The organism is Janthinobacterium sp. 13, assembly GCF_002749695.1.
Classification (GTDB): Bacteria; Pseudomonadota; Gammaproteobacteria; order Burkholderiales; family Burkholderiaceae_D; genus Janthinobacterium; species Janthinobacterium kumbetense.
In genome coordinates, this window is record NZ_PEEQ01000001.1 from 2,997,875 (window position 1) to 3,019,503 (window position 21,629).

At 59.9% G+C, this 21,629-nt stretch carries 18 protein-coding genes; 5 read left to right on the forward strand and 13 right to left on the reverse strand.

The genetic code is table 11. From position 1 onward, the window contains the following. Positions 1-62: 62 nt before the first annotated feature. The 6 genes from CLU94_RS13265 to CLU94_RS13290 form a co-directional block, all read right to left on the reverse strand. The gene (locus tag CLU94_RS13265) at positions 63-1,043 is read right to left on the reverse strand and encodes a branched-chain amino acid ABC transporter permease (RefSeq protein WP_099665951.1); all 981 of its coding nucleotides are present in this window, start codon (positions 1,041-1,043) and stop codon (positions 63-65) included. 31 nt (positions 1,044-1,074) lie between these two features. Continuing rightward, positions 1,075-1,959, reverse strand: coding sequence for a branched-chain amino acid ABC transporter permease (locus CLU94_RS13270; protein WP_034752662.1), 885 nt, complete (start codon positions 1,957-1,959; stop codon positions 1,075-1,077). A gap of 159 nt (positions 1,960-2,118) precedes the next feature. Beyond that, positions 2,119-3,327 carry an ABC transporter substrate-binding protein gene (locus CLU94_RS13275; protein WP_099665952.1) on the reverse strand — a complete coding sequence of 403 codons (1,209 nt, stop codon included), beginning with the start codon at positions 3,325-3,327 and terminating at the stop codon, positions 2,119-2,121. 76 nt (positions 3,328-3,403) lie between these two features. After that, positions 3,404-4,132, reverse strand: coding sequence for an ABC transporter ATP-binding protein (locus CLU94_RS13280; RefSeq protein WP_077398364.1), 729 nt, complete (start codon positions 4,130-4,132; stop codon positions 3,404-3,406). Then, entirely contained in the window at positions 4,132-4,902 is a 771-nt protein-coding gene (locus CLU94_RS13285; RefSeq protein WP_034752653.1) for an ABC transporter ATP-binding protein, read from the reverse strand. The genes CLU94_RS13280 and CLU94_RS13285 overlap by 1 nt, the downstream gene beginning before the upstream one ends. 133 nt (positions 4,903-5,035) lie before the next feature. After that, positions 5,036-6,661 (reverse strand): GMC family oxidoreductase, encoded by a 1,626-nt coding sequence (locus CLU94_RS13290; protein ID WP_099665953.1) that lies wholly within the window; start codon positions 6,659-6,661, stop codon positions 5,036-5,038. Between the two features lie 1,455 nt (positions 6,662-8,116). Between CLU94_RS13290 and CLU94_RS13295 the strand changes: the two genes are divergently transcribed. Then, positions 8,117-8,893 (forward strand): 5'-methylthioadenosine/adenosylhomocysteine nucleosidase, encoded by a 777-nt coding sequence (locus CLU94_RS13295; RefSeq protein WP_099665954.1) that lies wholly within the window; start codon positions 8,117-8,119, stop codon positions 8,891-8,893. A 166-nt stretch (positions 8,894-9,059) separates the two neighbouring features. On the opposite strand, the gene putA is transcribed toward CLU94_RS13295, so the two are convergent. Next, positions 9,060-12,713: a trifunctional transcriptional regulator/proline dehydrogenase/L-glutamate gamma-semialdehyde dehydrogenase gene (gene putA / locus CLU94_RS13300; protein ID WP_099665955.1), complete on the reverse strand. Its 3,654-nt coding sequence runs from the start codon at positions 12,711-12,713 to the stop codon at positions 9,060-9,062. Between the two features lie 206 nt (positions 12,714-12,919). Between putA and CLU94_RS13305 the strand changes: the two genes are divergently transcribed. Next, entirely contained in the window at positions 12,920-13,375 is a 456-nt protein-coding gene (locus tag CLU94_RS13305) for an Lrp/AsnC ligand binding domain-containing protein (RefSeq protein ID WP_010393827.1), read from the forward strand. Between the two features lie 202 nt (positions 13,376-13,577). Further along, positions 13,578-15,137 carry a methyl-accepting chemotaxis protein gene (locus tag CLU94_RS13310; RefSeq protein ID WP_099665956.1) on the forward strand — a complete coding sequence of 520 codons (1,560 nt, stop codon included), beginning with the start codon at positions 13,578-13,580 and terminating at the stop codon, positions 15,135-15,137. A 139-nt stretch (positions 15,138-15,276) separates the two neighbouring features. Here the strand turns inward: CLU94_RS13310 and CLU94_RS13315 are convergent, their stop codons facing one another. Further along, positions 15,277-16,257, reverse strand: a complete 981-nt coding sequence (locus CLU94_RS13315; RefSeq protein ID WP_034783859.1) for a LysR family transcriptional regulator — start codon at positions 16,255-16,257, stop codon at positions 15,277-15,279. Positions 16,258-16,449: 192 nt separating this feature from the next. Here CLU94_RS13315 and CLU94_RS13320 point away from each other — a divergent pair, with 192 nt between their 5' ends. Beyond that, positions 16,450-16,755 (forward strand): hypothetical protein, encoded by a 306-nt coding sequence (locus CLU94_RS13320; RefSeq protein WP_034752641.1) that lies wholly within the window; start codon positions 16,450-16,452, stop codon positions 16,753-16,755. Between the two features lie 66 nt (positions 16,756-16,821). Here CLU94_RS13320 and CLU94_RS13325 read toward each other — a convergent pair whose 3' ends face one another. The 5 genes from CLU94_RS13325 to CLU94_RS13345 form a co-directional block, all read right to left on the reverse strand. Continuing rightward, positions 16,822-17,430, reverse strand: coding sequence for a chalcone isomerase family protein (locus tag CLU94_RS13325; protein ID WP_099665957.1), 609 nt, complete (start codon positions 17,428-17,430; stop codon positions 16,822-16,824). Positions 17,431-17,542: 112 nt separating this feature from the next. After that, on the reverse strand, positions 17,543-17,809 hold the full coding sequence (locus CLU94_RS13330) for a YfhL family 4Fe-4S dicluster ferredoxin (RefSeq protein WP_077398358.1): 267 nt from the start codon (positions 17,807-17,809) through the stop codon (positions 17,543-17,545). 14 nt (positions 17,810-17,823) lie between these two features. Further along, positions 17,824-18,321: a pantetheine-phosphate adenylyltransferase gene (gene coaD / locus CLU94_RS13335; RefSeq protein ID WP_034752633.1), complete on the reverse strand. Its 498-nt coding sequence runs from the start codon at positions 18,319-18,321 to the stop codon at positions 17,824-17,826. A 112-nt stretch (positions 18,322-18,433) separates the two neighbouring features. Further along, positions 18,434-19,093, reverse strand: a complete 660-nt coding sequence (gene rsmD, locus CLU94_RS13340) for a 16S rRNA (guanine(966)-N(2))-methyltransferase RsmD (RefSeq protein ID WP_099665958.1) — start codon at positions 19,091-19,093, stop codon at positions 18,434-18,436. A 69-nt stretch (positions 19,094-19,162) separates the two neighbouring features. Continuing rightward, complete coding sequence (locus tag CLU94_RS13345; protein ID WP_180278654.1) at positions 19,163-20,068, reverse strand: DUF6279 family lipoprotein; 906 nt, start codon at positions 20,066-20,068, stop codon at positions 19,163-19,165. Positions 20,069-20,093: 25 nt separating this feature from the next. Between CLU94_RS13345 and glmU the strand changes: the two genes are divergently transcribed. Next, the gene (gene glmU, locus CLU94_RS13350) at positions 20,094-21,470 is read left to right on the forward strand and encodes a bifunctional UDP-N-acetylglucosamine diphosphorylase/glucosamine-1-phosphate N-acetyltransferase GlmU (RefSeq protein WP_099665959.1); all 1,377 of its coding nucleotides are present in this window, start codon (positions 20,094-20,096) and stop codon (positions 21,468-21,470) included. Positions 21,471-21,629: the final 159 nt, after the last annotated feature.

The following is a 21,629-nucleotide window of genomic DNA, read 5'->3' on the forward strand; positions in this document are numbered from 1 at the left end:
TTAAGGTAACAGTGGACGCACAATGAAAAACGCCGGACGATCCGTCCGGCGTTGCTTGAAAATCAGACAGCGGCTTTGGCTGGCCTGCCGCCGAAGCGCGCGATGGCTTCGCCGACGATGCCGCGCCGGAACATCAGCACGCAGATGACGAAGATCACGCCGGTCACCATGCCCACCGATTCGCCCAGGGTGCCGAACCACTCGATGCCCGTGTGCGTGGCCAGGTAGGTGCCGACATCGCCCAGCTTGTTCTCCAGCGCGATGATCAGCACGGCGCCGAGGATGGGGCCGGACAAGGTGCCCATGCCGCCCACCAGTGTCATCAGCACGACCAGGCCCGACATGCCCCAGTACACGTCGGTGAGGGTTTCAAAGCCCAGCACCAAGGTCTTGGTGGCGCCGGCCAGCGCGGCCAGCGAAGCGGACAGCACGATGGCCATCAGCTTGTACTTGTTGACGTCATAGCCCAGCGAGATGGCGCGCGGTTCGTTTTCCTTGATCGCCTTGAGCACTTGTCCGAACGGCGAGTGGATGGTGCGCACGATCAGGGCGAAGCCGGCGACAAAAATCGCCAGCACGACGTAGTACAGGACGGTGTCATTGCCCAGGTCTATCGTGCCCAGCAAGGTTCCACGTGGAACACCCTGCAAGCCATCCTCGCCCCCCGTGAACGGCAGGCGCAAGGCCAGGAAGTACACCATCTGCGCCAGCGCCAGGGTGATCATCGTAAAGTAGATGCCCTGGCGGCGGATCGCCAGGCCGCCGATCACCAGGCCCAGCAAGGCGCCCGTGACGACGCCGGCCAGCAATCCCAGTTCCGTTGGCCAACCCCAGGTGCGCAGCGCATAGCCGGTGACATAGCCGGCGCCGCCGAAGAAGGCCGCGTGGCCGAACGACAGCAAGCCCGTGTAGCCGATCAGCAAGTTGAAAGCGCAGGCAAACAGGGCAAAGCACAGCAACTTCATCAGGAAGACGGGATAGCCGTAAAACGGGGCCGCCAACGCCAGCAGCAAGGCAATGGCGTAGCCTACATTCTTATTCATCGTGGTAGCTCCAATACATGACTGATGAGGATTACTTTTCTTTGCCGAACAGGCCGGCGGGACGCAGCAGCAGCACGATGACCATCACCACGAACACCACGGTAGCCGAGCCTTCCGGGTAGAACACGCGGGTCAGGCCCTCGATCACGCCCAGGCCCAGGCCCGTCAGGATGGAACCCATGATGGATCCCATGCCGCCAATCACCACCACGGCAAACACGACGATGATCAGGTTCGAGCCCATCAGCGGCGAGACCTGGATGATGGGCGCCGCCAGCACGCCGGCGAAACCGGCCAGGGCCACGCCGAAGCCGAACGTCAACGTCACCATCAGCGGCACGTTGATGCCGAACGCTTCCACCAGTTTCGGGTTTTCCGTGCCGGCCCGCAGGTAGGCGCCCAGCTTGGTTTTTTCGATGACGAACCAGGTCGCCAGGCAGACGGAAAGCGAGGCGATGACCACCCAGGCGCGGTAGTTCGGCAGGATCATGAAACCGAGGTCCGTCGCGCCGGCCAGCGCTTCGGGCACGGCATACGGCTGGCCCGAGACGCCATAGAAGGAACGGAACACGCCTTCCATGATCAGGGTGATGCCGAAGGTCAGCAGCAAGCCATACAGGTGGTCGAGTTTATACAGCCAGCGCAGCATGGTCTTTTCGATCAGGATGCCGACCAGGCCGACGAGGATAGGGGCGATGACCAGCATGGCCCAGTAATTGATGTCGAAATAGCTGAGGCCCATCCAGGCCAGGAAGGCGCCCATCATGTACATGGCGCCGTGCGAGAAATTAATCACATTCAGCAAGCCGAAGATGACGGCCAGACCGAGGGACAACATGGCATAGAACGAGCCGTTGACGAGACCCAGCAGCAGCTGGCTCATCATCGCTTGTATTGGAACGCCGAAAATTTCCATGGCATCACAGTATAAAAAGCACCGCCGGGTAGCGGTGTGGTATCAAGGGAAACGCGCCACCGCAAACGGGAGCGGCGGCGCAAGGCGAACCCTGCGGGCGAAGCGTGCAGGACAGAGCACCCGCGCAGCGGCGGGCACCCTGTAGAGAGTGCTACAGCATTACTTCCACAGCGAACACTTCGACTCGGCCTTGGTCACATACGCTTGCGCGCCGGGCACGGTGGCGACCACCTTGTAGTAATCCCATGGGTACTTCGACTCGGACGGTTTCTTGACTTCCATCAAATACATATCGTGCACCATGCGGCCATCGGGACGCACTTCGCCATTCTGGGTAAACATGTCGTTGATCTTGGTCTTTTTCAGATAGGCCATGACCTTCTCGGTGTCGTCCGTGCCCAGCGCCTTGACGGCTTTCAGGTAGTTCGCCGCGGCCGAATAGTCGGCCGCCTGCAGCATCGACGGTTCCTTCTTCATCTTGGCGAAATAGCGTTTCGACCAGGCGCGCGTCTCCGCATTCAAGTCCCAGTACCAGCCGTCCGTCAGGTACATGCCCTGCGTCAAGTTCAAGCCCAGCGAATGGATATCATTGATGAAGATCAGCAAGCCGGCCAGCTTCATCGATTTCGTCAGGCCAAACTCGTTGGCCGCCTTGATGCTGTTGATGGCGTCGCCACCGGCATTGGCCAGGCCGAGGATTTGCGGTTTTGCCGCTTGCGCCTGCAGCAGGAAGGACGAGAAATCGGAAGCGCCCAGCGGATGCTTGACGCTGCCCAGCACCTTGCCGCCGGCCGCCTTGACGACCTCGGCTGTGTCTTTTTCCAGCGAATGGCCAAACGCGTAGTCGGCCGTCATGAAATACCAGTTCTTGCCGCCCTGCTTGACGATGGTGCCGCCCGTGCCGCGCGCCAGCGCCACCGTGTCATACGCGTAATGCACGGTGTACGGCGTGCATTCCTCATTCGTCAGGCGCGACGAACCGGCGCCGATGGCGATGAAAATTTTCTTCTTTTCCGCCGCCACCTTGGCCATGGCCAGGCTGGCGCCGGAATTGGTGCCGCCGATCAGCATGTCGACACCCTGCTGGTCGAACCATTCGCGCGCCTTCGAGGCGGCGATGTCAGCCTTGTTTTGATGGTCGGCAGAAATGAATTCCACTTTTTTGCCGGCCAGCACGACGCCGGCATCGGCGATCGCCATCTTGATGGCTTCCGCGCCCCCTAAGCCGTCGACGTCGGAATACACGCCCGACATGTCGGAAATAAAACCGATCTTGATGGTGTCGCCCGATACCTGGGCGTGCGCGGCGCTGGACAAGCCCAGGGCGCAAAGAGTGGCGGTGGCAATGGCGATAGCGTTACGTTTCATAGTGTCTCCGTTGGGATTATTGTTTGCTATTCAGTCGATTGCTGGACGATGACGAGTACAACAGACTACATGGGGACTACACGCCAAGCAGCTCGGTCAATACCGGCATCTTGGCCTCCAGTTCGGATGCAGCAAAAGTCTCGACGATCTGACCGTGCTCCATCACATAAAACCGGTCCGCCAGCGGCGCGGCAAACCGGAAATTCTGTTCCACCATGACGATGGTGTAACCCTTTGCTTTCAGGGTGGTGATCATGCGCGCCAAGCCTTGCACGATGACGGGCGCCAGGCCTTCGGAAATTTCATCGAGCAGCAGCAAACGCGCGCCCGTGCGCAGGATGCGCGCCACGGCCAGCATCTGCTGTTCCCCGCCCGACAGGCGCGTGCCCTGGCTGTGGCGGCGTTCCTGCAAGTTCGGGAACATGGCGTAGATTTCCTCCACCGACATGCCCTTCTCGCCGCTGGCCAGGGTCGGCGGCAGCAACAGGTTTTCCTCCGTCGACAGCGAGGAAAAAATGCCGCGCTCTTCAGGACAATACCCGATGCCCAGGTGGGCGATTTTGTGCGTGGCCAAACCTATCGCTTCGACGCCGTTGACTTTGATGGAGCCCGTGCGCGCGCCCGTCAGCCCCATGATGGCGCGCAAGGTGGTGGTGCGGCCGGCGCCGTTGCGGCCCAGCAAAGTCACCACCTCGCCCTGCTCCACTTTCAGGTTCACGTCGTGCAGGATGTGCGATTCGCCATACCAGGTGTGCAGTTGTGCAATTTCCAGCGCGGGTGCGCTGCCATTCGCTCGTGTCGCCATCAATGCGCCCCTTCCAGTTCCGCGTGGGTGGTGCCCATGTACGCTTCCATCACTTGCGGATTGCGCGACACTTCCGCGTAACTGCCTTCGGCCAGCATGGCGCCGCGCTGCAGGACGGAAATCTTGTCGCAGATGCCGGAAACCACGCTCATATTGTGTTCCACCATCAAAATCGTGCGGCCAGCCGACACTTTTTTGATCAATTCCGTCACGCGGTGCACGTCTTCATGGCCCATGCCTTGCGTCGGTTCGTCGAGCAGCATCATTTCCGGCTCCATCGCCAGGGTGGTGGCAATTTCCAGCGCCCGCTTGCGGCCGTACGGCATGTCGACCGTGATGGTGTCCGCGAATTCCGTCAGGTCGACTTCGGCCAGCAAGGCCATGGCGCGGTCGTTGAGCTGGTTCAATGCCCGTTCGCTTTGCCAGAAGTGAAACGAGGTGCCGAGCTGGCGCTGCAAGCCGATGCGCACATTTTGCAGCACGGATAAATGCGGGAAGACGGCGGAAATCTGGAAGGAACGGATCACGCCCATGCGCGCGATCTGGGCCGGCTTGGCGGCCGTGATATCTTTCCCATTGAACAGGATCTGTCCGGAAGTGGGGACCAGGAATTTGGTGAGCAAGTTGAAACACGTGGTCTTGCCGGCGCCGTTCGGACCGATCAAGGCGTGGATATGGCCCCGCTCTACCTTCAGGTTCACGTCGCTCACAGCGGTGAATCCCTTGAATTCCTTGGTCAAATTTCTTGTTTCCAAGATTACGTTTGACATCGTGTCTCCTAGTTGTACTTTTTGTACTACTTAGTCATTTTTATAATACACAACTTAAATTTAACGCACAATACAGTATAACTACGGGGATTTTTCGCCGGCCCGAATGGCGCAAACTCGCACGCTTGCCCGGCTATTTCCAGGCCGCGTGTATCATTTGCGCCGCTTTTTCCGCGATCATCACGGTGGGCGAGTTCGTATTACCAGAAGTAATGTACGGCATGATGGAAGCGTCGACGACACGCAAACCAGCCACGCCGATCACGCGCAAAGTGCTGTCGACAACGCTGGATGGATCGCTGGCCAGGCCCATGCGGCAGGTACCGACCGGGTGAAAGATGGTGGTGCCGATCTGGCTGGCCGCCTGCGCCAGTTCTTCCTGGCTCTGGAATTGCACGCCGGGCTTGTATTCCTGTGGCGCAAACTTACTTAACGCCGGCGCGGCAGCGATGGCCCGCGTCAGGCGCAAGGCGTCCGCCGCCACGGCGCGGTCCTGCTCGGTACTCAGGTAATTGGGCACGATCTTCGGCGCCGCATAACTGTCGCCCGACGCGATATGCACGTGGCCGCGCGAGGTGGGGCGCAGATTGCACACGCTGGCCGTAAACGCGGGAAAAGAGTGCAGCGGTTCGCCGAATTTATCCAGCGACAGCGGCTGCACGTGATATTGCAGGTTCGGCGTGGCTTGCTGCGGATCGGACTTGGCAAACGCTCCCAGCTGCGACGGCGCCATCGACATGGGCCCGCTCTGGAACAGCGCATATTGCAAGCCGATCTGCATTTTTCCCACGATATTGCTGGCCATCACATTCAAGGTTTTCACGCCCTGCACCTTGTAAACCATGCGCAGCTGCAAATGATCCTGCAAATTGCCGCCCACGCCAGCCGCATCGAGCACCGGCACAATCCCATGCTGCTGCAGCAAGGCGGCCGGGCCGATGCCGGACAATTGCAGCAATTGCGGCGAACCGATGGCGCCCGCCGTCAGCAGGGTTTCCCGCCGGGCCGTCGCCTGCCACTGCGTGCCGCCGCCCGTAAACACGATGCCCGCGCAGCGCGGTCCCGCGTCCGTCGTTTCCAGCAACAGACGTTCCACGTGGCAGCCCGTCATGATGGTCAGGTTCGGGCGGCGCGATGCCGGTTTCAAGAACGCTTTCGAGGTATTCCAGCGGATGCCGCGGCGCTGATTGACGTCGAAATATGCGCTGCCGCTATTGTCGCCGCCATTGAAATCGCTGGTTTTCGGGATGCCGACCTGCTGCGCCGCATCGCGGAATGCATTCAGGATATCCCAGGACAGCCGCTGTTTTTCCACGCGCCACTCGCCGCCCACACCGTGGTTTTCCGAGGCGCCGCCGTAGTAATCCTCGCTTTGTTTAAAGAGCGGCAAGACCTTGTCCCAGCGCCAGGAAGCGTCGTCCGTCAGGTCGGCCCAGTGGTCGTAATCGCCGGCCTGGCCGCGCATGTAGATCATGCCGTTGATGGAAGAGCTGCCGCCCAGCACTTTTCCGCGTGGATAGATCAGGCTGCGCCCGCCCAGGCCCGCATCCGCCTGCGTGGAATACAGCCAGTCCGTGCGGGGATTGCCGATGCAATGCAGATAGCCGACGGGGATGTGGATCCACACGTAATCGTCCTTGCCGCCCGCTTCCACGAGCAAAACGTTGGCGTCCTTGTCGCGCGTGAGCCGGTTGGCCAGCACGCAACCTGCCGTGCCGCCGCCCACGATGATGTAGTCGTATTCGCCTGCCGATTCCAATGAAGCTCCTTTCGGTATGCCATCAAGCTGTCGCGCGGCGTGTCTCCCCGCCGCGTCCCTGTACCAGAGTCTGTCTTTCTTCATGCATGCATGGCTGCTGAGCCGCCTTGAGATTACCACCAGTGCCGGGCCAGGGCGACATTAATCGTGGCCCGCGATACGGCCGAGCGTCACGGCAAGCTCAAAAACAGGGTCGCCAAGCTGTGGATAACCGTATGGATATCCACAGGTACGATATGTGCGTAAACGAAAATTTTTTTGGACGCCTTTTTTTTATCCCAAAACCATCCCCGGCAGATACAACCCTTACTCAGCGTTTATCCGTACGCCAAGCGATTGTTTACAAGGATAAATCCGGACTTATCCACAGAAGATGCCGCCGTTAACTACTATTACTATTCTTGTATACGAACTTGTTAAGGTAAACCCGACAACGCACGCTTTGCCTGTCCTTCGCCTTCGAGAACGTTGACAAGCCTCTCTTCAAAAAAACAGACGCGCCTCTTTGACTGACAAAAAAAAATCCAGCCAACAACTGAGCAACGAAAACCGGCACGGCCGGCATCACGCGCACAGCATTGCCAAACCGTTTTGCAAAATGGAAACGTCAACAGGCTTGAGCAGGCAGCGTGCCAGCAAGCGGTTCGATGTAGAAAAGAGGGGGAATTTGAGACGATTGTGGATAAGTCACTTGATATCCACAGGATGACTTGTGAGTAAACACGAAGTTATGCGCAGGCCCGCATTTTATACAATTTTGCTCCTCGCGTGATACAGCGATTATGCACGCTTTATTTTGCGCGTAAACGATTGATCCTGTTGAAAAAAAGCGACTTATCCACAGAAAAAAACGCGTTTACTATTACTACTATTTTTATATATAGATCTATTGTAAACCGACAAAAAAAGCGGAAGTCCGGGGATATTTCCAAAAAGCATGCAAAAACCGCTAAAAAAAAAGCCAACGGCGACATCGCGAGCCACTGCCAAACCGTCTTCCAGGAATCACCTGGATGCCAAGGTTCATGAAAGAACAACGCTCGTGGTTGCTCAACCAGGATTGCCAGGCAAGGATCAAGGCAAACGAAACACGTCAAACATGCCACTACAGCAAGAAAATCCGTGATTTTTGCTTGCTGCTGTGGATAAGTGCCTGCATATCCACAGGATGAGATGTGGGAAAAGTCGATCTTTGTCCACAGCCCGATTTTTATCCCAAACAAGTCCTCCGTAGATACAATGCTTGTGCGCCTACTTTTTTGTGCGCCAAGTCGATGATTTTTATACGGTATACCGACTTATCCACAAAAAAATGGCCGTTTACTATCACTACTATTTTTATGTATACATCTTTATTTAAAACACAGAGACAAACGCGAACGATGGAAAAGTCACCGAAATAGCTGTTTTCACCCTGTAAACCGTTTGGCAATCCAAAAAACCTGTAAAAACAGCATGAATTCACACAAAAAAATGCGTTTAGGCATCATCAGTGCCTTGCACGAAGAACAGCAAGGGCTGGTAGAAGCCATGCAAGGCCCCCAGAGGCGTTCGCACGGCATGCGCGACTACACCCTGGGAACCCTGTGGAATATTGACGCTGTGTGCGTCCTGTCGCGTCTGGGCAAGGTTGCCGCCGCCATGACAGCTTCTATCCTTGTGGAAAAGTACGGAGTTACCCACATCGTCTTCACCGGCGTGGCCGGCAGTGGGGATAAACACGTGAAAGTCGGCGATATCGTCGTGGCCGAAGCACTGTTGCAGCACGATATGGACGCCCGTCCCCTGTTTCCCCGCTTCGAAGTGCCGCTGACGGGACTGCAGCGCTTTGCCACAGACCTTGAACTGAGCACGCAACTGGCTGCCGCGGCGGAAGATTTCCTGCGTGACGATGTGTCCAGCGTGCTCAAGGCGGCGGATATTGCGCAATTCCGTCTGCAACACGCGCAAGTGCACCGCGGCCTGATCGCCAGCGGCGACCAGTTCATCAGCAGCGCCGCGCATATGAACCAGCTCAAAGTTGATATCCCCGACCTGCTGGCCGTCGAAATGGAAGGCGCCGCCGTGGCGCAAGTGTGTTTTGAACTGGGCGTGCCGTTTACGGTCATGCGCACCATTTCCGACAACGCCAACGAAGAGGCGGCCGTCGACTTCATGCGTTTCGTGCAAACCGTCGCTTCGCCGTACGCGTTGACGGTGATCCAGCAGCTGTGCCAGCGCCTGGCTAACTGATTTTTCAGCTAGCGTGCATAAAAAAAGGGCAGAACCACTGGTTCCGCCCTTCTTATTTCAAAACAAAATAATCTGAAAAATGTTCAGGGCTAGGCGCCTTGCCGCAGGCAGTACGAATGTACGGCCAGGCAAGGCAACAACGCCCTGGACTTTTTCTCGGGTTCCTTTAGACGCTGAGCATCATCAGGCTGGCGTTACCGCCGGCCGCCGTCGTATTCACGCACAGCGCCCGCTCAGCGACCAGGCGCCACAGGGGGATGACACCCTCTTGCGTGGTGGCGATGGTGCCCACCAGGGCCCCTTCCCGTGCCGCCAGCAGCGGTTTGAGCTGGCCATCGAGGCAAGGCTCGATCATGGCGATCTGGAAATCATGCTTGACGGACTCCAGGCTGCTGACGACCTGGATGCGGTCCTTCAGCGCGGCCGGCAAGTCGCCGGGGATCAGATCCGGCGCTTGCGCCAGCACGAGGGCCTGGTTACCGGTGGCCAGCACGGCTGCCAGCTGGTTCATCAGCGTGCCGGACGTTGCTGCCGCGCACAGGATCGTGCCGCGCGCGGCAAAACTGAGGGTATTGCGCTCGCCCGTCGGGCCTGGCAAGACGGTGGTGCTGCCCAGCAAGGTGGTGCGCGCATAGTCCTGCGCCAGTTGCTGCACCTGGTCGTGGCCATGCATCTTCGCCCACACGGTGAGCGCATCGAGGGCCGGTGGCGCCTGGCGCTGGTGCTGCGCGCCGGCTGGCGCATTGCGCTGCAAGCGTTTCAGGTACAAAGGGCCGCCCGCCTTGGGGCCGGTGCCGGACTTGCCTTCGCCGCCGAACGGTTGCACGCCGACGACGGCGCCGACGATGTTGCGGTTCACATAAATATTGCCCACGTGCGCGCGCTTGGTGATGAAATCGATGGTTTCATCGATGCGCGTATGGATGCCCAGGGTCAAGCCGTAACCGCTGTCATTGATCGACTGCACCAGTTGCGGCAGCTCGGCCCGCTTGTAGCGGATCACGTGCAGCACGGGGCCGAAGACTTCCTGCGTCAATTGCGCCAGCGACTTGATTTCCAGCACGGTCGGGGCGACAAACGTGCCTTTGACGGTCGGCAAATCGAGCGAATAATGGTCGATGGCCATGGTTTTCATCTTGTTGATGTGCGCCAGCAAGTTACCTTGCGCTTCCGCATCGATGACGGGACCGATATCCGTGGCCAGGCGGTCAGGATTGCCAACGCGCAATTCCTGCATGGCGCCTTTCAGCATGTGGATGGTCTTGTCGGCGATTTCCGTTTGCAGGAACAGCACGCGCAAGGCCGAGCAGCGCTGGCCGGCGCTGTCGAAGGCGGACGACATCACGTCCTGCACCACTTGCTCCGGCAAGGCGGACGAATCGACGATCAGGGCATTCTGGCCACCCGTTTCGGCGATCAGGGGAATGTCGATGCCTTCGGCCACGGCACGCGCGGTCAAGTTGCGGTTGATCAATTGCGCCACTTCCGTCGAGCCCGTGAAAATCACGCCTTTGACGCGCGTGTCATTGCACAGGCCGGCGCCGACGATCTCGCCGCTGCCGGGCAAGAATTGCAGCGCGCCGCGCGGCACGCCCGCCGCATGCAGCAATTGCACGGCGCGGTGGGCAATCAGCGGCGTTTGCTCGGCCGGCTTGGCCAGCACCACGTTGCCCGCCGCCAGGGCGGCGGCCAGCTGGCCCGTAAAGATGGCCAATGGGAAATTCCACGGGCTGATGCAGGTGACGGGCCCCAGCGCCAGGGTATTCGGCGCGTGTTCCACCTGCGCCGCGTAGTAGCGCAGGAAGTCGACGGCTTCGCGGATTTCCGCGATCGCGTTCGGCAGGGACTTGCCCGCTTCGCGCACGGCCAGGGCCATCAGCTCGATATGGTGTTCCTCGAACAGGTCGGCCGCGCGCAACAACGCTTGCGCGCGGAGCGACGGTTCCGTCGTTTGCCAATCCATGGCGAAGGCGCTGGCGCTGGCCAGGGCCGTTTCCACGTCGGCTTGACCGGCTTCCATGACCTTGCCCACGACGTCGTCGTGCTGGGCCGGGTTGTGCAGCATGTGCGTGGGGCCGTTCAGGCTGACGGCGCCATCGATCAGCGGCGCCGCTTGCCACGTCTGTTGCTGCGCCAAGCCCGTGGCCAGGGTGCGCAAGGTATCTTCATTTGACAGGTCCAGGCCGGCCGAGTTCCTGCGTTCGCTGCCAAACATGTCCAGCGGCAACGGAATCGACGGGTGCGGCAAGCCGCCCTGCAGGCGCGCCTGTTCCAGCGGATCGCGGATCAGGCTATCGATGGCCACGCTTTCGTCGACGATCTGGTTGACGAAGGACGAGTTGGCGCCGTTTTCCAGCAGGCGGCGCACCAGGTAGGCCAGCAGGGTTTCATGCGAGCCGACGGGGGCGTAGATGCGGCACGGCTTGTCGAGGTTGTCGGGGCCGACGACCTGGTCGTACAAGGTTTCTCCCATGCCGTGCAGGCACTGGAATTCGTAGTCGGTGATGCCGTCGCGTTTCGCCCACGTGTAGATGGTCGACAGGGTTTGCGCGTTGTGCGTGGCAAACTGTGGATAGATCAGGCTGCTGGCTGCCAGCAGTTTTTGCGCACACACGAGGTAAGAGACGTCCGTGTAGACCTTGCGCGTGTAGACGGGATAGCCTTCCTGGCCGTCGACTTGCGCGCGTTTGACTTCCGCATCCCAATACGCGCCCTTCACCAGGCGCACCATGAACTTGCGGCCGCTGCGGCGCGCCAGGTCGATCAGGAAATCGATGGCGAACGGGCAACGCTTCTGGTACGCCTGCACCACGTAGCCGATGCCGTCGAAGCCGGCCAAATCGGCATCAAAGGCCAGTGCTTCCATCAGGTCGAGCGACAGTTCCAGGCGGTCCGTCTCTTCCGCATCGATGTTGAAGCCGATGTTGTACTGTTTGGCCAGCAACAGCAGCGCTTTGACTTTCGGCAACAATTCTTCCAGGACGCGGGCGCGCTGGGCGCGGCTGTAGCGCGCGTGCAGGGCCGACAGTTTCACGGAAATGCCGGGGCCGTTGCGGATGCCGCGGCCGTTCGAGGCCTTGCCGATGGCATGGATCGCCGTCTCGTACGAGGCGTAGTAGTTGGCCGCGTCCTGCTGCGTCAGGGCCGCCTCGCCCAGCATGTCGTACGAGTAGCGGTAGCCGCGCGTTTCGTTGTCGCGGCTGTTCTTCAACGCTTCTTCGATGGTCTGGCCCGTCACGAACTGGTTGCCCAGCATGCGCATGGCCAGGTCGACGCCCTTGCGGATCAGCGGTTCGCCGCCTTTGGCGATGAGCTTGGTCATGGCCGAACCGAGGCCCGATTCGCTGCTGGTACTGACCAGTTTGCCCGTGATCAGCAAGCCCCAGGTGGCCGCGTTGACGAACAGCGACGGCGATTCGCCCAGATGTTTCTTCCAGTCGCCCTTGCTGATTTTGTCGGCGATCAGACGGTCGGCCGTTTGACTGTCGGGTATACGCAACAGCGCTTCAGCCAGACACATCAATGCAACACCCTCTTCCGACGATAGCGAGAACTCGTGCATCAGTGCATCGACGCCGGAGGCGCGTGTGCGTTTTTGGCGCACGTTCGAGACCAGGCGGTGCGCCAGGGCTTGCCCTTCGGCTATCGTTTCGGTGCTGCTGGGGCGGACTTGTTGCAACAGCCACTGCACGGCGGAAACCTCATCGCGCCTATAGGCGGCGGTGACGGCGGCGCGTTGTGGTGTCGCTTCGGGCAGGATTTCTGCCTGGAACGCAGCAAAAGGAATCGGGGTAAAAGCCGAGGGGCCTGCAGGGTGCATAAGTGCTCTTTACAAGGAAAAGGGGACGAAAACTGACGTAATTCTTGCTCTTTTTTGGTGCAAAAAAATACAGAAAGTCGGACGTTAAGATGATTCGATTGTAAAGGGGATTCTTATGGATTAATTCTGGTAATACAGGGGACTAGCAATAGATAGTTTTTGATGCGACAATTTAACCAAATAATATTAATTTGGGGGTGATGGTAATGCTGGACAAGATCAGTAAGAAAATCTTGATGGAATTGCAGAGCGATGGACGCATCAGCAATGTGGAGCTGGCCGCGCGCGTGAACCTGTCGCCGGCCGCCTGCCTGGAGCGCGTGCGCAAGTTGCACGAATCCGGTTACATCATGGGCTATACGGCCCAGTTGAACCCGCAGCTGCTCGACGTGTCGCTGCTGGTCTTCATCGAAGTGGTGCTCGATCGCACGACACCGGAAGTGTTCGACGCCTTCAAGCATAGCGTACAAATCATTCCAGAGGTACTGGAATGTCACATGGTGGCCGGCGGTTTCGATTACCTGGTCAAGGCGCGCGTCAAGGACATGGCCGCCTACCGCGAATTCCTGGGCAAGACGCTGTTGCAGAAAGGTGTGCGGGAAACCCACACTTATGCCGTCATGGAAGAGGTCAAAAACACGACCAAATTGCCAATTAAGTGACCCTGGTGTAGCCGCCCCACTTTTCTGATTGAGCTATCGGAACAAATGTTGTAGGGTAGAACTACAATTCTGCTATCCGGTAGCCGCCTGAAACGCCGCGCAGACGGTCACTTCAGGGTGCAAAGTGGGCAATCGTGCCCACCCGCATACGGTTACGGCACGTCCCCGCGGGGGCGTGACGGGTTCGCGCAGCGGGGGACAAATGAAGCAGTTGCAGCATCAGCTGGTGCGTTTCTTTGTATTCACGATCCTGGCCATGGCCGTCGCCTGTTGCCTGGCCTATCTGTTGTTGCTCTCGGGCGGCGACCATCCCTATCTGATTGCCTGCGTGGCCGCCGCCATCGGCGCCGCGCTGCTGGCGTTTGCCGGCCGTCCGCGCGGCGAGCCGGGCTTGCACCAGTTCGCCGATACGGTGGGCAACGCCATCGATGCCATCATGATCGGCGCGGCGGAAACCTCGTATTTTGTCGATTCCGTCAAACAGAAGGTGGAACTCGATGTCCGCACGGCCAGCGACATCGCCGACAGCTCCGTACAAAATGCCGCGATGACGGAAAAGATCGCCGCCAATGCGGAACGGGCCGCCAAGGTGGCCGCCGGCGTGCGCGTGGAAAGCGTGGCGGCGCGCGCCGAAGTGGACCAGGGCTTGCAGCGCATCAATAACGCACGCGAGGAAGCGCAAGGCGCTTCCAGCAACATGCTGAGCTTGCAGGAAAAATCCAAACGCATCACGGGCTTTACGGAAGCCATTTCCGATATTTCCGCGCGCACCAACTTGCTGGCGCTGAACGCCGCCATCGAGGCGGCGCGCGCCGGCGAACATGGGCGCGGTTTTGCCGTGGTGGCCGGGGAAGTGCGGCAATTGGCGCAGCGCACCAAGGAAGCTTCCGATGAAATCAGCGTGATGGTGCGCGAAATCAATGAACAGTCGGAAAAAGCCGCACGCGGCATGAGTTCGCTGGCGGCCGGCGTCACGGAAGCGGCGCGCAATGTGCAAAGCGTGCACGCCTCGCTCAGCCATATAGAGCAGTCATCGGGCGAGTCCGAGGACGAGATCGGGAAAATCGCCCGCGCCTCGCGCGAACACGTCGAGACGACGCAAGTGATCGCCGACGCCATCGGGCAAATCCGCGACAGCATGCTGTCGACGAATGCCGAATTGCCGCGCGCCACGCAGTCGGCCATGGCCCTGGCCGAGCGGGCTGAAGTGATCGCCGGCGCCCTGGGCGAATCGAGCGTGGCCACGCCGCACGACGAGATCCGCGAGGCGGCCCAGCGCGCCGCGCGCGACGTGGGCAAACTCTTCGAGCAAGCGATCGCCTCGGGGCGCATCACGCGCGACGCCCTGTTCGACCGCCATTACCGCCCCATCCCGAATACCAATCCGCCCAAGCACAACACGAAATTCGACGCGTTCACGGACAAGGTGCTGCCCGACTTGCAGGAAGGCGTGCTGGCGGCATTGCCCCACCTGGCGTATGCGGGCGCCGTCGACAACAATGGATATTTTCCAACGCACAACAAGAAGTTTTCCCAGCCGCTGACGGGCGATTACGCCACCGATATCGTGAATAACCGCACCAAGCGCATTTTCAGCGACCGCACGGGCAAGCGTTGCGGCAGCAACACCAAGGCGTTCCTGTTGCAGACCTATAAACGCGACACGGGCGAGGTCATGCACGATTTGTCCGTGCCCATCCACGTCGAGGGCAAGCACTGGGGCGGTTTCCGGATCGGTTACCGCTCCAGCAGCCACGCATGATGAACATCTGATTAAATCTACTGCGCGTCGTAATTTGCGGCTTGCGATGCTCACTGTGCTTGAGCACAGTTCCGCTTCTCGGCCACAACTTACTTCCGCTCGCTACGATTTTCTCAGACGTTCGTGCCGCTAATGTTTTTCACTCGACATGCGGTTTCGGCGCCACGCCGCCGCCGGCCGCCGTGGCCGTGCGCAGGGTGGGCGTGTTCATGCTTTCCAGGTGATTGCGCAGCCATTTGTGGGCGGGGCTGCGGGCGTCGCGCTCGTGCCACAGCATGTCCAGGTGGACGGCTGGCAAGGTCAACGGCAAATCCTTGTACAGCAGCGATTCCGTCATGCCCGTCGAGGCGATCAAATGGCGCGGCAAGACCGTGATCAGGTCGGAATTGGCGACGACTCTTCCGGCCGTGAAGAACTGGTTGACCGTCAACAAGATGCGCCGTTCGCGGTGGATCTGCGACAGCGCCTCGTCGATCAAGCCATGCGCGCGGCCGGAAAAGCTCACCAATAAATGGTTGGCCGCGCAGTAGTTATCCAGGGTCAATTCCTTGTCGGCCAGCGGATGGCCGCGCCGCATCACGCACACATACTTGCCGGAATACAGGCGCTCGTGGCGGATGGGCGAACCCGTTTCGCTGGACAATTGCGCCGCCACGCCGGGAAAGAAGCCCACGGCCAGGTCGATGTCGCCGCGCAGCAGCATCGGGCGCGGTTCGCGCGTGGTCAGCGGCATCATGCGCACGTTGACGCCGGGCGCTTCCCGTTCGATCGAGCGCATCAGCGAAGGCAGCCAGAACGCGGCCGTCGCATCGGCCATGGCCATGCGGAAAGTGGCATGTGTTTTCGACACGTCGAAGGTTTCCGGCGTGACAGCCGCTTCCAGGCTGGCCAGGGCCGAGCGCACGGACGGCCACAGCGCTTCGGCGCGGGGCGTGGGTTTCACGCCATAGGCCGTGCGGATCAGCAATTCATCACCGAGGCTCTCGCGCAGGCGTTTGATGGCGTTCGATACCGCCGGCTGCGTCATCGCCAGGTGGCCGGCTGCGCGCGTCAGGTTTTGTTCCGTCATGACGGCGTCGAAAACACGCAGCAAGTTCAGATCCAGCGTCAGAAAACTCATGGAAAGCCCAAGATAAAAGTTGAATTGATTACTTAAGAGTGTAAACCGCGCCGGGCACGAATATTTTCACTCGTAAAAAAATATTACAGTTTTCCATTCACGATTCATATAATTGGTATCAAGAAATGGAATTAGATTTATATGTTGCACTGCACTATAGTACTGGCAAATTCTATAATGCACTGGAACACTATGTCTACCTTCGCCTCCGCCCTGTACGCAGTATCCGCACCCGTGCTGGAGATTTCCCTGCTGAACGCCCTGCAACTCGTGCTGGTGATCGTCGCCGTGGGCGCCTTCGCCCTGCTGTTCAAGCCTTTGCTGGTGGGCATCGCCCGCGCCATGATGCTGGTGGTGCGTCCCAAGCTGAGCCGCGAAGAGCGCCTGGCGCGCCAGCAGATGCGCGAAGCGCAAGCCTTGAAACGCACGCTCGGCAAGATGGATGGCGTGTCGCCAAGCAATGCCGCCGAATTGCGCGCCCTGTCGACGCGTGCCTGAGCGAGCAACTGTTGCAGAATGACAAGCCGGCCTGCGCCGGCTTTTTTTACGCTTGCCGCCAGCCGATTACGCCATGTCGCCCAGCAAATGCGCGCGCAACATGGTGTCGGCCGGATGGGCACCGATCCAGATTTTCAGCAGCGCATTATAGAAAGCCAGGTCCGGCACCGTGTCGCCCACCTGTTTGCCGTTCAGCTTGCACAACGTTCCCTCTTCCGGCAGCCAGTCCACGGTGAGAATGTCGCCCTTTTTCAGGCCGGGCACCATTTCGAACATGGCGCCGAACTGCATCGTTTGGCTCAGCAGGCGCGTGCGGTCGGCCTGGTCGGAACTGCGCTTCAAGCCTTGCATGAAGGCTTGCCCCAGCTCGTCGGAAGTGATGTCGCGCAGCATGACGATTTCCAGGCGGCGAGGCCCGGGCAGCGCCAGGATGTCGGCCAGCTGGGTTTTCTTTTCTGGCAGGTACAGCGCGATCGTGTACACCTTGAAGATGACCTTGTAGCGCACGCCGGCGCCGTTGAGTTTTAATTCGCGGCTGGCCAGCTGCACCGTCTCGTCCAGCTTGACGCCGCCCACCTCGACGGCGAGCGCCGGTCGTGCCACGGCGGCGCACAGGCTGGCGCATAGGCAGGCGGTGGCCAGGGAGCGGCCCAAACGGGATGTGCTTATTTGCATCTTCTACCTCCGTGGAAACCATGGGCTGTGGATAAGTCAGCACACAGTGTAGAACAGTTGGCAGAAGCTGGCGCCACGCAGACGTGGCCCGGAAGTGGCGCGGGAGAAAAGCTCAGGCTTTGGCGGCGGGCAGTTCCGCCTGCAGGCGTTCGTACTTGGCCATCAATTGCTCCGGGCTTTCGCGCCAGGCGGGATTGAAGGGGATGCAGCTGACGGGGCACACTTGCTGGCATTGCGGCTCGTCAAAGTGGCCCACGCATTCGGTGCACTTGTTGGGATCGATTTCGTAGATTTCCGCGCCCATGTAGATCGCGTCATTCGGGCACTCGGGCTCGCAAATGTCGCAATTGATGCATTCGTCGGTGATCAGTAATGCCATGATTTCACTCTTACTTATTGCGATGAGGCAGCGTTGGCGGCAATCTTGTTTTGCAGCCAGCGGTTCACCGAGGGGAAGACAAACTTGGAGACGTCGCCGCCCAGCGCCGCGATTTCGCGCACGATGGTGCCCGAAATAAACTGGTACTGGTCGGATGGCGTCAGGAACATGGTTTCGACATCGGGCAGCAGGTAGCGGTTCATGCCCGCCATCTGGAATTCGTACTCGAAATCGGAGACGGCGCGCAAGCCGCGCACGATGACCCGCGCTTCATGCTTGCGCACGAAATCCTTGAGCAGGCCGGAAAAGCTTTCCACTTGCACATTCGGATAGTGGCCCAGCACTTCGTTGGCGATTTCCAGGCGTTCGTCGAGCGAGAAAAACGGTTGCTTGTTCTTGCTGTCGGCCACACCGACGATCAGCTTGTCAAACAGACCCGATGCGCGGCGCACCAAATCTTCATGACCGCGCGTGAGCGGATCGAATGTTCCTGGATAAACGGCTACAACCATTGCGGCTCCCTGACGATGCACCAATATAGACGCGCATTATGCCTGAAATTGGTGACCACCTTGGTGTTGCGCCTCGGGCCAGGGAGCCTTTTTGCCTCATTTATAGGCAGATTCAGGCAGTAGCCGGCACTTTGTTGTAAGTTAGCAAATGATAATAAACGGTGCCCGCCTTGTCGGCGCGGATGACTTCCCACGGCGCCATCCACTCCGGTTTTTCCAGGGCGCTGGTGTCATCGAAGACGAGCGGCAAGCCCGATTCCGCATACACCATGCCGCCTTCCTTGAGCAGGTTGGCGCACAGCGGCAACACTTTCGCCAGGAAATCCTGCTGGTAGGGCGGGTCGAGGAAGATCAGGTCGAAACGCTGGCCGCGCGATGCCAGGCCTTGCGCCGTCAGCAAGGCGTCGCCGCGCAGCAGCTGGACATTGTCGGCGCGCAATTTCGTCTTGTTTTCTTCCAGCTGGCGGATCACGGGCGTATGGGTGTCGACCATGGTGACGGCGGCGGCGCCGCGGCTGGCCGCCTCGAAGCCGAGTGCGCCGCTGCCGGCGAACAGGTCCAGCACCTGGGCATTGGCCCAGTCGCCGTCGCGCAAGTGGTTGATCCAGTTAAACACGGTTTCGCGCACGCGGTCCGGTGTCGGGCGCAAGCCCAGTGCCTGCAAAACAGGCAGCACGGAGCGCTTCCACTGGCCGCCGATGATGCGCACCTGGTTCGGTGGCGGCGCGTGGTGGACGGGGACTTTGGCGGGTTTCTTAATTTTCTTTTGCATGGGTATTTCTTCAATTCGATGGCGGCCACTATAGCATATGGCCCCCTCCCCCTTGCTGGCGCTGCCTGGCTATCTGGCTTGCGTGGCGAGGGAATTGAAATCGTCGATCCAGCCCTGCATGCGCTTGACGGCATGGGCTTTTTGCGCCGGCGTGGCGATCTTGATCACCGTCATGACCATCTGCGCCGTGCTGCTTTCGTAGGCATCGAAGAAGGCCTTGCGCTCGGAATGCTCGAGGCGCTCGAAACTGTCCTTGATCAGGGTCGTGATCAAGCCCACGGTGGCTTCCTTGCCGAGTTTTTCCTGGTGAACTTTCTTGACCAGGCTCAACACGTTCTGCTGGCGCCGCATGCGTTCGTCGAGCCAGATCTCGTTGTTCAGCGGACGCGCGTCGGACGCCTTGCGGATGAGGGCTTCCTGCTCGCTGCTGAAGCTGCCGAACCACAGTTCGAATTGCTCCATGGCTTTCTTGTAGCGCAGTTTCTGGCGCTTCTCCTGGTCGCCGCTCAGGTATTTCTTGCGGTAATCCTCATTGTTCGACTTGAACTTCTTTTCCATCTGCGCGATCTGCTCGGGCTTGAGCGAGCGCGCCAGGTCGGCCAGCTCGGGCGCCGCCTTCAGCAACAGCGCCTGGGTGCGCTGCTTGATCTCGCTGTAATCCGCCAGCAGGTCGGCCTGCGTGGCATTGCCTTGCAACTGCTTCTGGCCCGTGCGCAGGATTTCCACGTAATCCTTCAATTGCGTCTTGCGGTGCCAGTCGAACAGCTTGTCGATATCGTCGCGCACCCAGCCCTTCTGGTCGCGGTCCAGGTCGACATACGCGTTCAGCCACCAGTACAGCACGGTATCGCCATTGTTGTAGGCCAGGCGCAAGCCGCTGCAGCCGGCCATGACGACGAGCAGCATGGCCAGTAAGGCATACGTCAAGCGGCTGGAAGACGTGGAAGACGGGGCCTGCGTGTTAAACTTTTTCATATTCTTAACTTATAAAAGACGGTCTATGAACGTTGTCATTCTCGCTGCCGGTATGGGCAAACGCATGCAGTCGGCACTGCCCAAGGTATTGCACCCGTTGGCGGGCAAGCCGCTGTTGTCGCACGTCATCGACACGGCGCGCGGCCTGGCGCCGTCCCGATTATGCGTGATTTACGGGCATGGGGGCGCAGCGGTGCTGAAGTTGCTCGACGGCTACAAGGTGAACCATGGCGTACAGATCGACGCCGCCGAGCAGGCGCAGCAGCTGGGCACCGGCCATGCCGTCCAGCAAGCGCTGCCTTTGCTGGATGACAGCGTGCCGACCCTGATCCTGTACGGCGACGTGCCGCTGACCAGCGCCGCTTCCCTGCAGCAACTGGTGCAGGCGGCCGGCAAGGACAAGCTGGCCATCCTGACCGTGGAACAGGACGACCCGTTTGGCCTGGGCCGCATCGTGCGCGACAACGGCGCCATCGTGCGCATCGTCGAGGAAAAGGATGCGACACCTGCCGAGCGCGCCATTCGCGAGATCAACAGCGGCATCATGGTCGCGCCCACCGTGCAGCTCAAGCAATGGTTGTCGGCCTTGTCGAATGACAATGCCCAAGGGGAATACTATCTGACCGATATCGTCGCCCAGGCCGTCGCCGATGGCGTGGCCGTCACCTCGGCCCACCCGGCTGCCGTATGGGAAGTGGCGGGCGTCAACAGCAAGGTGCAGCTGGCCCAGCTGGAACGCATCCACCAGAACAATATCGCGCAAGCGCTGTTGGAACGGGGCGTGACCCTGCTCGATCCGGCCCGCATCGACGTGCGCGGCGAACTCATTTGCGGCCGCGATGTCACCATCGACGTGGGCTGCGTGTTCGAAGGCCGGGTGGAACTGGGCGACGGCGTGCGCGTGGGTGCCAACAACGTCTTCATCAACGCCACGGTGGCCGCTGGCGCACACATCAAGCCCTTCTGCCATATCGAGGACGCCATCGTCGGCGCCGCTTCCATCATCGGCCCCTACGCGCGCCTGCGCCCGGGCACGGTCCTGGCGGAAGACGTGCATATCGGTAACTTCGTCGAAGTGAAAAACAGCCAGATCGCCGCGCACAGCAAGGCCAATCACCTGGCGTACATCGGCGACGCCACCATCGGCTCGAAGGTCAACATCGGCGCCGGCACGATCACCTGCAACTACGATGGCGTGAACAAGTTCCGCACGGTGATTGAAGACGACGCCTTCATCGGCAGCGACAGCCAGCTGATCGCGCCCGTCACCGTCGGCAAGGGCGCCACCCTGGGCGCGGGCACGACCTTGTCGAAAGATGCGCCGGCCGGCAAGCTGACCGTGTCGCGCGCGCGCCAGGTGACCATCGATGGCTGGACGCGTCCCGTGAAAATCAAGAAGTAAGCGGCGCAGTCAGCCCTTGCACACAGGCAGGCCGCATGGCCTGCCTTTTTTGTATGTGGATAACTCTGTGGGCAAGCCACTGCACAAGTGGGGCATAAGCCTGTGTGCAAGCCTGCGCATAAGCTGTTGGCAAGTTTTGTAATCTGGCCCGCCATGCGC